The sequence below is a fragment of the Streptomyces scopuliridis genome (assembly GCF_042790125.1).
Lineage (GTDB): Bacteria > Actinomycetota > Actinomycetes > Streptomycetales > Streptomycetaceae > Streptomyces > Streptomyces scopuliridis_A.
The window spans coordinates 23,051-33,734 of record NZ_JBHTZS010000051.1; the positions used below are offsets into that span (position 1 = coordinate 23,051).

Annotated in this window: 9 protein-coding genes; 8 read left to right on the forward strand and 1 reads right to left on the reverse strand. The window is 70.3% G+C overall.

What is annotated here, in order from left to right:
- Positions 1-38 precede the first annotated feature (38 nt).
- The 7 genes from ACFRKB_RS37540 to ACFRKB_RS37570 all read left to right on the forward strand — a co-directional run bounded on the left by ACFRKB_RS37540 (position 39) and on the right by ACFRKB_RS37570 (position 8,132).
- The gene (locus ACFRKB_RS37540) at positions 39-1,397 is read left to right on the forward strand and encodes a phosphomannomutase/phosphoglucomutase (RefSeq protein ID WP_383111087.1); all 1,359 of its coding nucleotides are present in this window, start codon (positions 39-41) and stop codon (positions 1,395-1,397) included.
- Positions 1,398-1,667: 270 nt separating this feature from the next.
- Positions 1,668-1,850, forward strand: coding sequence for a Trm112 family protein (locus ACFRKB_RS37545; RefSeq protein WP_030350970.1), 183 nt, complete (start codon positions 1,668-1,670; stop codon positions 1,848-1,850).
- 90 nt (positions 1,851-1,940) lie between these two features.
- The gene (locus tag ACFRKB_RS37550) at positions 1,941-3,155 is read left to right on the forward strand and encodes an SIS domain-containing protein (protein WP_383111088.1); all 1,215 of its coding nucleotides are present in this window, start codon (positions 1,941-1,943) and stop codon (positions 3,153-3,155) included.
- 234 nt (positions 3,156-3,389) lie between these two features.
- Positions 3,390-4,559, forward strand: coding sequence for a mannose-6-phosphate isomerase, class I (gene manA / locus ACFRKB_RS37555; RefSeq protein WP_383111089.1), 1,170 nt, complete (start codon positions 3,390-3,392; stop codon positions 4,557-4,559).
- Positions 4,560-4,647: 88 nt separating this feature from the next.
- Entirely contained in the window at positions 4,648-5,625 is a 978-nt protein-coding gene (locus tag ACFRKB_RS37560) for a cation diffusion facilitator family transporter (protein WP_383111090.1), read from the forward strand.
- 258 nt (positions 5,626-5,883) lie between these two features.
- Positions 5,884-7,341 carry an adenosylhomocysteinase gene (gene ahcY / locus ACFRKB_RS37565; protein WP_383111091.1) on the forward strand — a complete coding sequence of 486 codons (1,458 nt, stop codon included), beginning with the start codon at positions 5,884-5,886 and terminating at the stop codon, positions 7,339-7,341.
- A 176-nt stretch (positions 7,342-7,517) separates the two neighbouring features.
- Positions 7,518-8,132 carry a hypothetical protein gene (locus tag ACFRKB_RS37570; RefSeq protein ID WP_383111095.1) on the forward strand — a complete coding sequence of 205 codons (615 nt, stop codon included), beginning with the start codon at positions 7,518-7,520 and terminating at the stop codon, positions 8,130-8,132.
- Between the two features lie 40 nt (positions 8,133-8,172).
- On the opposite strand, the gene ACFRKB_RS37575 is transcribed toward ACFRKB_RS37570, so the two are convergent.
- Positions 8,173-9,111 carry an RDD family protein gene (locus ACFRKB_RS37575; protein WP_383111092.1) on the reverse strand — a complete coding sequence of 313 codons (939 nt, stop codon included), beginning with the start codon at positions 9,109-9,111 and terminating at the stop codon, positions 8,173-8,175.
- Between the two features lie 161 nt (positions 9,112-9,272).
- Here ACFRKB_RS37575 and ACFRKB_RS37580 point away from each other — a divergent pair, with 161 nt between their 5' ends.
- The gene (locus ACFRKB_RS37580) at positions 9,273-10,280 is read left to right on the forward strand and encodes a stage II sporulation protein M (protein ID WP_383111093.1); all 1,008 of its coding nucleotides are present in this window, start codon (positions 9,273-9,275) and stop codon (positions 10,278-10,280) included.
- The last annotated feature ends 404 nt before the right edge of the window (positions 10,281-10,684 follow it).

Sequence of the window (10,684 nt, forward strand, 5' to 3'; positions counted from 1 at the left end):
GCAGACCGCGGTGACAGGAACCTCTGGAGGCGTTGGCCGTGGCCGATTTGTCGCAGATCGTAAAGGCGTACGACGTGCGAGGGGTGTACCCCGATCAACTGGACGACCGGCTCGCGGAGCTCTTCGGCGCCGCCTTCGTCGAGGTCACCGGCGCCGAAGCGATCGTGATCGGCCATGACATGCGGCCCTCCTCGCCCGGTCTGGCGTCGAGCTTCGCCCGGGGCGCCGTCTCGCGCGGAGCCGACGCCACGATCATCGGGCTGTGCTCCACCGACCAGCTGTACTTCGCGTCGGGCGACATGGACCTGCCCGGCGCGATGTTCACCGCGTCCCACAACCCGGCCCAGTACAACGGCATCAAGATGTGCCGGGCCGGCGCGGCGCCCATCGGCCAGGACACCGGGCTTGCGGAGATCCGCGCGCTGGCCGAGGGCTGGCTGGCCGACGGCGCCCCGGCCTCGGTGACCAGGCCCGGACACCTCGGGCAGCGGGACACGCTCACGGACTACGCCGCGTATCTGCTGTCCCTGGTCGACGTCTCGGCGATCCGGCCGCTGAAGGTCGTCGTGGACGCGGGCAACGGAATGGGCGGGCACACCGTCCCGACGGTCCTCGCGGATCTGCCGCTCGATGTGGTGCCGATGTACTTCGAGCTGGACGGTACGTTCCCGAACCACGAGGCCAACCCGCTCGACCCGAAGAACATCGTGGACCTCCAGGCCCGCGTCCTGGCCGAGGGCGCCGACCTGGGGCTCGCCTTCGACGGAGACGCCGACCGCTGCTTCGTCGTCGACGAGCGGGGCCGGGGCGTCTCCCCGTCGGCGATCACCGCCCTGGTCGCGGCGCGCGAGCTGGCCAAGTACCCCGGCGGCACGGTCATCCACAACCTGATCACCTCCTGGTCGGTCCCCGAGGTCGTCAGGGAACACGGCGGCACGCCCGTACGCACCCGCGTCGGACACTCCTTCATCAAGCAGGAGATGGCCGCCACGGGAGCGGTCTTCGGCGGCGAGCACTCCGCGCACTACTACTTCCGCGACTTCTGGAACGCCGACACCGGCATGCTCGCCGCGCTCCATGTCCTGGCGGCCCTCGGCGGCCAGGACGGACCGCTGTCCGAACTGGTCGCCTCGTACGACCGCTACGCGGGCTCCGGCGAGATCAACTCCACGGTCGACGACCAGGCGGCCCGCACGGCGGCGGTACGCGCGGCCTTCGCCGCCCGCGACGGCGTCACGTTCGACGAACTGGACGGGCTGACGGTGACGGGCGCGGACTGGTGGTTCAACCTCCGTCCCTCCAACACGGAGCCGCTGCTGCGCCTGAACGTCGAGGCGCGCGACGAGGCGACGATGGAGCGGGTCAGGGACGAGGCGCTGGCGCTGATCCGCGGATAGCCGTGCGCCGTCGGGGTCTGGCCGGGCCCCGGCGGGCCTGTTCGGGTCTGCCGGCCTGTTCGGGCCCGTTGGGACTGTCCGGGCGGCCGGGGGTGATCGTCCGGCGGCGGTCCGGTGGGCGGCGGCCGGTGGGCGGTGGGCGGCGGTCCCGCCCGTCCCAGCCCGCGCCCGGCCCCTCCGGCCCGGCCCGCGCCCGGCGGTCCCCGCCGGACAGCGCCCGGCGGTACGCTGACATGGCCCGATCCGCCCGCACGAAGGGACCCCAACCCCATGCCGCTCGAAGCCGGCCTTCTGGAGATCCTCGCCTGTCCGGCCTGCCACGCGCCGCTCAGCGACCGCACCGCGGCAGAGACCCCCGAGCTGATCTGCACCGGCGAGGACTGCGGCCTGGCCTATCCGGTACGGGACGACATCCCGGTCCTCCTCGTCGACGAGGCACGCCGCCCCGCCTGACCAAGCAAGCGCTGCCCACAACGCCCCTGCGTCAACGCCCCGCGCCCCGTGCCCGCGAGGCCCGCGCCCGGCGATCGGAGGCCCATCCCCATGCTCGACGAGTCGTTGCTCGACGCTCCCGACGCGCTGGCCGACGCCGACCGCAACGGTCTGCTGCGCGGCGCGGCGGAGGCCGGAGCGAGAGTGCGTACCGCCCTTCGGCACACCGCGGAGGCCGGTATCGCCGGACTCGCACCGGAAGGCCGCCCGCGCGCCGTACTGATCGCCGGCTCCGGCGCCGCCGCGACCGGTGTCGCCGATCTGATCACCGCGCTCACGGCGAACGCCGCGCCCGTCACCCGGCTCCGCCCCACCGGCGTCGCCGCCGCGGCGGGGGCGCTGCGCTGGGCGCTCCCCGGCTGGGCGGGCCCCGTGGACCTGCTGCTGATCGCCACCACGGAGGGCAGCGAGCCCGGTCTCACGCTCCTCGCCGAGCAGGCGTACCGCCGCGGCTGTACGGTCGTCGCCGTCGCCCCGAGCCAGTCGCCGCTGGGCGAGGTCGTCGGCGGGACGCATGGACTGATGGTCCCGATGGCGACGGCACCGAACGGCCAGTACGGGCAGAACGGCTCGTACGGACAGTCCGTTGAGCCCGGTCAGTACGGGCGGAACGGCTCCGGCGAGTGGTACGAGCCCGAGGAGACGCCGGCAGCCGGCCCCGGTGCGCTCTGGGCCCTGCTCGTCCCGCTGCTCGCGCTCCTGGACCGCGTCGGGCTGCTCACCGCGCCGGCCGAGACCCTCCAGCTCGTCGCCGACCGGCTGGACCGCACCGCCGAACGCTGCGGCCCGGCCATCGCGACGTACAGCAACCCCGCCAAGACCCTCGCCGCCGAGCTGGCCGACAGCCTCCCGCTGATCTGGACGGAGGGCCCGGTGGCTGCCCCCGCCGGCCGCCGCTTCGCCGCCGTACTGGCCGAACTGACCGGCCGCCCCGCCCTCGCCGCCGAACTGCCCGAAGCCCTCCCGGCACACAGCGCGCTGCTCGCCGGTCACTTCGCGGGCGGCGCCGCCGATCCGGACGACTTCTTCCGCGACCGGGTCGAGGAACCGCAGGCATGGCGCGCCCGTGTCGTCCTGCTCCGGGACCGCCCGGCGGGCGGACTGACCGCGGCCCCCGCCGCCCGCGAACTCGCCCTCGGCCATGACACGGCCATCAGCGAACTGGAGCCCGAAGAGGGCAGCGAGCTGGAAGCCCTCGCCGAGCTGGTCGCGGTCACCGACTTCGCCACGGTCTATCTGGCCCTCGCGGGGACCGCCCCCGCGTAAGCCGGATCCGGCCCGCATGACCGCGAGTCGACCTCGGCCCCGGATGGCCATGAGCGGACCCCGGTCCCACATGGCCATGAGCCGAACCCGGCACCGCATGGCCATGAGCCGAACCTGACCCCACATTCTCCGACCGGCTCTCCATCCCCTTCTTCATCAGACCTTCACCGGCGGCACATCCGTGCCGCCACCGCACGCCGCCGTTCCGTCATCCCGTACGAGAAAGCTCACGCCATGGACCGCCTCTCCAACACCGTGCGCCCCTACGCCTGGGGCTCGACGACCGCCATCCCGGAGCTGCTCGGCACCGCTCCCACGGGAGAGCCCCAGGCCGAGATGTGGATGGGCGCCCACCCGGGAGCCCCGTCCCGTCTCGACCGGGGCCATGACTCCGGTGAACAGGCGCTCTCCGCCGTCATCGACGCCGACCCCGAGGCGGAGCTCGGCGCTGCCGCGGTCCGGAAGTTCGGCCCCCGTCTGCCGTTCCTCCTCAAGCTCCTCGCCGCCGGCTCCCCGCTCTCCCTCCAGGTCCACCCCGACCTCGCCCAGGCGAAGGAGGGGTACGAGGCGGAGGAGCGGCGCGGTGTCCCGATCGACGCGCCCCACCGCAACTACAAGGACGCCAACCACAAGCCCGAACTGATCTGCGCGCTCACCCCCTTCGACGGCCTGTGCGGCTTCCGCGCCCCTGAGGCGAGCGCCGAGCTGCTCGCGCGGCTGGACGTCGACTCGCTCAAGCCGTACGTCGACCTTCTGCGCGCCCACCCCGAAGAGGCCGCGCTCCGCGAGGTGCTGACCGCCGTCCTCACCGCCGATCCGGACGAGATGGCCGCCACCGTCACCGAGGCCGCCGCAGCGGCGGACCGGCTCGGCGGCGACTACGCGCCGTACGTGTCGCTCGCGCACCACTACCCCGGCGACCCGGGCGTCATCGCCGCCATGCTGCTCAACTACGTACAACTCCAGCCGGGCGAGGCGCTCTTCCTCGGCGCGGGCGTCCCGCACGCCTATCTCAACGGTCTCGGCGTCGAGATCATGGCCAACTCGGACAACGTCCTGCGCTGCGGACTCACCCCCAAGCACGTGGACGTGCCCGAACTGCTCCGTATCGTCCGCTTCGAGGCGGCCGACCCCGGTGTCCTGCGTCCGGAGGCGTCGCCCACGGGCGAGGAGCTGTACGAGACCCCCATCGACGAGTTCAGGCTCTCCCGCTACGCCCTCGCGCCCGGCGCCGAGCCGCGCGATGTGACCGCCGCGACCCCCCAGATCCTGCTCTGCACGGCGGGCACACCGCAGGCGAACGACATCGAGCTGGCCCCCGGCGACTCGGTCTTCGTCGCGGCGGGCGAGAAGGCCGAACTGTCCGGTACGGGAACGGTGTTCCGGGCGACAGTGGTGGTCTGATGCACCGGCCTTCCCGGCGGCTGCAACAATGTCCCGCCGTACCGCGGCGCCAGGGCCGCGGCACCGATGAAGGGACACCTCGCACCCAATGAGCGCGTCAGGCGGAACCAAGGCGATCGTGGCGGCGCTCGCCGCCAACCTCGCGATCGCAGTAGCCAAGTTCGTGGCGTTCCTCTTCAGTGGTTCGTCGTCGATGCTCGCGGAGAGCGTGCACTCCGTCGCCGACTCCGGCAACCAGGGGCTGCTTCTGCTCGGCGGCAAGAAGGCGAAGCGCGAGGCGACCCCGCAACACCCCTTCGGCTATGGCCGTGAGCGCTATATCTACGCCTTCCTCGTGTCGATCGTGCTGTTCTCGGTCGGTGGCATGTTCGCCATCTACGAGGGCTACGAGAAGATCAAGCACCCCCACGAGATCGAGGCCTGGTACTGGCCGGTCGGTGTGCTCGTTTTCGCGATCATCGCGGAGTCGTTCTCGTTCCGCACGGCCATCAAGGAGTCGAACGTCACGCGCGGCTCGCTGTCCTGGACGGAGTTCGTCCGCCGCGCCAAGGCTCCCGAACTCCCCGTCGTGCTTCTGGAGGACCTCGGCGCGCTCGTCGGTCTCGTACTCGCCCTGGCCGGAGTGGGGCTCGCCCTGGGGACCGGCAACGGTGTCTGGGACGGCATCGGCACCCTCTGCATCGGCGTCCTCCTCATCCTGATCGCGCTGGTGCTGGCGGCCGAGACGAAGTCCCTGCTCCTCGGCGAGGCCGCGGGCACCGAGGACGTCGAGAAGATCAAGAACGCCCTCGTCGACGGCGATGTGGTGACCGGCATCATCCACATGCGTACGCTTCACCTCGGCCCCGAGGAATTGCTGGTCGCCGCCAAGATCGCGGTCGAGCACGACGACACCGCCGGCGAGATCGCCCAGGCCATCAACGCGGCCGAGGCCCGGATCCGCGAGGCGGTCCCGATCGCCCGGGTGATCTATCTGGAGCCGGACATCTTCAGCGAGTCGGCCGCCGCCGCGGGCATCAACCCCGCCAAGGACCAGGCCGGTCCGGCCGCCGGCACCGCCCACTGAGTTCCGGTCACTCCCTCATCCCTTCATGATCCCTTTTCCGTTCGGCTGTGGGCCCGTGGGCCGGTCGGTGTAGATTCGTCTGCAGAGCCAGACGTCGCTGCTGATGGCGGTCGGGCGGCCCGCAGTTGCGGACCGGCCGAGGGAGAGAGGGCCTCCGACGGACTGCGCTGCGGGGGCTCGGGCATTGGTATGCCTTCGCCGCCGCAGAGCCAGCCGTACGTACCCACCCTCGACCCGATTTACGAGGAGCAGCTCGTTATGACGACTGTCGCCAACCGACAGGACTTCAAGGTCGCCGATCTCTCGCTCGCCGAGTTCGGCCGCAAGGAGATCACCCTCGCCGAGCACGAGATGCCCGGTCTGATGTCGATCCGCAAGGAGTACGCGGCCTCCCAGCCGCTGGCCGGCGCGCGTATCACCGGCTCCCTGCACATGACGGTGCAGACCGCGGTCCTCATCGAGACCCTGACGGCCCTCGGCGCCGAAGTCCGCTGGGCGTCCTGCAACATCTTCTCCACCCAGGACCACGCAGCGGCCGCCATCGCGGTCGGTCCCGAGGGCACCGCCGACAACCCCCAGGGTGTCCCGGTCTTCGCCTGGAAGGGCGAGACGCTGGAGGAGTACTGGTGGTGCACGGAGCAGGCCCTGACGTGGCCGAACACGCCCACCGGCGGCCCGAACATGATCCTCGACGACGGTGGTGACGCCACCCTCCTCGTGCACAAGGGCGTCGAGTTCGAGAAGGCCGGCGCGGCCCCCGACCCGGCCACCGCGGACAGCGAGGAGTACAGCTACATCCTCCGCCTGCTGAACCGCACCCTCTCCGAGAACCCGCAGAAGTGGACCCGTCTGGCGTCCGAGATCCGCGGCGTCACCGAAGAGACCACCACCGGTGTGCACCGGCTGTACGAGATGCACCGTGACGGCTCCCTCCTCTTCCCGGCGATCAACGTCAACGACGCGGTCACCAAGTCCAAGTTCGACAACAAGTACGGCTGCCGCCACTCCCTGATCGACGGCATCAACCGCGCCACCGACGTCCTCATCGGCGGCAAGGTCGCGGTCGTCTTCGGCTACGGCGACGTCGGCAAGGGCTGCGCGGAGTCGCTGCGCGGCCAGGGCGCCCGCGTGATCATCACGGAGATCGACCCCATCTGCGCCCTCCAGGCGGCGATGGACGGCTACCAGGTCTCCACGCTCGACGATGTCGTCGGTATCGCCGACATCTTCGTGACCACCACGGGCAACAAGGACATCATCATGGCCTCGGACATGGCCAAGATGAAGCACCAGGCGATCGTCGGGAACATCGGTCACTTCGACAACGAGATCGACATGGCCGGTCTCGCCAAGATCGACGGCATCGTCAAGGACGAGGTCAAGCCGCAGGTCCACACCTGGACCTTCCCGGACGGGAAGACGCTCATCGTCCTGTCCGAGGGCCGCCTGCTGAACCTGGGCAACGCGACCGGTCACCCCTCCTTCGTCATGTCCAACTCGTTCGCGGACCAGACCCTGGCCCAGATCGAGCTGTTCACCAAGCCGGAGGAGTACCCGACCGACGTCTACGTGCTCCCCAAGCACCTGGACGAGAAGGTCGCCCGGCTCCACCTCGACGCGCTCGGTGTGAAGCTGACGACGCTCCGCCCGGAGCAGGCCGACTACATCGGCGTCAAGGTAGAGGGCCCGTACAAGCCCGACCACTACCGCTACTGACACACCCTCTGTGGTGACGCACCAGACGCACCCTCGGTAGGTACCCGGTAGGTACCTCCGTGGTTACGGACAGGCCCCCGCACCCCCGTGTCGGGGGCCTGTCCCGTGCATGGTGAGGATGTGCGCGGTGAGGAAGAGTGTCAGACGCCGAGGACCCGAAGGACCGGAAAGACCCCATGCCCCGCGGCCGTTATTCGCTCCATGATCCGCACGATCACTCCCCTCTCGGTGACGAACACTTCCACTGCGCGCCCGGCCCCTCCGGCTGGCGTTATGTCTCCCAGATCACCACCCCCTCCGGCGACCACTCCGGCTCCGTCGATCTGGCCCTCGACGAACTCGGCCGCCCCATCCGTCTTCAGCTCCATGCCGCGAGCTGGCAGATCCGTGGCGCCGCACTCGACGGCGTCACCTGGGTCCGTACCGACCCCACCGGCACCCACGCCACCGAAGGCAACGTCCGCGCCCATGCCTTCACCGGCACCTCCCCCGCGTTCCTCGTCGCGACCGCGCGACTTCTGCGTCTCACCCCCGGCTCCCCCGCGACCCGCGTACGCCTCGTCGCCTTCACGGATCCCGTCCTAGCTCCCCGTACTCTCGATCAGTCCTGGGCGCTGGTGAACAGTGAAGCGCACGCCACTGACAACGGACCCCTGACGGTGGACGAGTACCAGGTCAGCGCCCTGGACACGGGTGAACAGCACACGGTTCATCTGGCCGGGGACGTGGTGCTCTCGGCCCCCGGCATCGAGCTCGAAGACCTGGAATCCCCGCCGTCCGTGCTGCCCTGATGCCGACCGATGCCCACTGATGCCGATCGTGCCCCCATGCCTACGCCGGCGGGGCGAATCCGGTGGCCGGGGGCGATCCGGCTTCCGACGGCATGGCTGCGGGTGCGGGTGTGGGTGCGGATGTGGGGGACGGAGCGGGAGTGGGAGCCGGGACCTCGAAAGGCGCTGGAGAAGGAGCCGGTGCCTGAGCGGGAGCCGGAGCGGGGGTCGGGACCGGCGCCGAGCCGGGGGTGGCTCCGAAAGTCCGTCGGGCGTCCCGAGCCTGCCGCTCCTGCACGACGGCGGCCAGATAGGCGCCCGAGGGGATGCCCTGCGGCGCCGGAGCCCCGGTGCGCGCCGCCAGATCACCCGCGAGCCGCTCGGCCATCGACCAGCTCACCCCGGCGTCGAGCTGCCCCATCCGCGTCAGGTACTGGCGTATCGCGAGCCACAGCTCGTCCGGCACGGCGGACAGGTCCAGCTCCGCGAACCGTCCCGCGAGCCACGGCGGGGGCGGCGGAACCATGGCCGGGTGCGTCACCGGCACCCGCTCCCGTACGACCAGGGTCCCTGCGAAAACGTCCCCGATCCGCCGGCCCCGCGCCGAGACCAGCGAAGCGATACAGGCGATGACCCCGAAGGACAGCAGGATCTCCACGACCCCGATCGCCCCGCGCACGAGCGCGTGCCGGAAGCGGACGGGCCCGCCGTCGTCCCGTACCACGCGCAGCCCACAGGCCAGCTTCCCCAGCGAACGTCCATGGCTGAGGGTCTCCACGGCGATCGGACCGCCCACCAGCACCAGCAGAAAGGCCGCGATGGACAGCGCCATGACCGCCGCCTCGTCCAGGGCGCCCGTCGACAGAGCGATTCCCACCGACACCAGCAGATAGGCCGTCCACACGACCACCAGGTCGATCGCCACCGCGAGCACCCGGCTCGGCAGCCTCGCCGGGCGCAGCCCGAGTACCACCGCGTCGCCCGTCACAAGCTCATTCACCGGTACCCCACCCATCGCCGGACCTTCTCTGCCCCTGAAGTCCTCAGTCTGCCAAGCTGGCCCGCAGCGCGTCGCGGCAGTGGCAGTGGTTGTGGCAGCGGCGCGCTGGCCGCGCAGTAGTACGGACCGTACGCACCCAGTGCCTGGAGCAGCAGCCGACCATGGACCTCGACGTCTTCGTGACAGCCCACCGCGCCGAGTGGGACCGCCTGGATCATCTCCTGCACCGCGGGCGCCGCCTCACCGGAGCCGAGGCGGATGAACTCGTCGCCCTCTACCAGCGCACGGCCACCCATCTCTCGCTGATCCAGTCCACCGCCCCGGATCCGGCGCTCACCACGCGCCTCACCCAGCTCGTGGCCCGCGCCCGCGCCACGGTGACCGGAGCCCGCCGGGCCACCTGGCGCGACGCCGCGCGGTTCCTGACGGCCGGCTTTCCCGCGGCCGTCTACCGCTCCCGGCACTGGTGGATCCCGACGGCGATCCTCTCCACCCTCCTGGCCGCCGTCATCGGCTGGTGGATCGGAGCACACCCCGAGGTCCAGTCCGCGATCGCCGCCCCGGAAGAACTGCGCCGGATGACCCGGCCCGGCGGTGAGTACGAGACGTACTACTCAAGCCATCCGGCGGCGTCCTTCGCGGCCCAGGTCTGGACGAACAATGCCCAGGCCGCCGCCATGTGCCTCGTCCTGGGCGCCTTCCTCTGTCTCCCGGTCATCTGGGTCCTCTTCGTCAATGTGCTCAACCTGGGAGTCGGTATCGGTCTGATGTCCTCGGCCGGCCGCCTCGACATCTTCCTCGGGCTGATCCTTCCGCACGGCCTGCTCGAACTGACTGCGGTCTTCGTCGCCGCGGGTACGGGACTCCGGCTCGGCTGGACACTGATCGACCCGGGCCCGTACAGCCGTCGCACCGCCATGGCCCAGCAGGGTCGCGCCGCACTCGGCATGGCCATCGGCCTGGCGCTCGTCCTCTTCGTGTCAGGCTTGATAGAGGGCTTCGTGACCCCGTCCGGCCTGCCCACATGGGCACGGATCGCCATCGGCGTAGCGGCTGAGGTGGCCTTCCTCGCTTACGTCTACATCCTCGGCGGACGGGCCGTACGGGCGGGCGAGACGGGAGACGTGGACGCGGCGGACCGCAGCGCCGAAGTCCCGGTCGCGGCCTGATGTGCGTAGCGCGGCCGACACCTGTTAGTCTCCTCTTCGCCCCACAACGACCGTTGACACGGTTGACGTGGGGAGGTAGATTTAAACGGTTGCCTCGAAGTAGGACATGCTTCGAGAGCAGTTGATCATTTCTATGCGGCTCGCGATGGGAATCGAATTTCCATGCGGCCCCTTCGATTCGACTCCAGATCATCCAGGCCGATGACGTCGGCCCAAATGCTTCTGCTAAAGTCGGGTCAGCCGAAAGGCAAGACCAATCCAAAGGTCATCGGAATTCACGAAGCAGAACACGCCGAATGAATCTGATAGAGTCGGAATCGCTGGAAAGGGAAACGCGAAAGCGGAAAACTGGAAGGCGGCCCCGCTCCGACGGGGAATCGGACACGAAAGAGTCTGATAGAGTC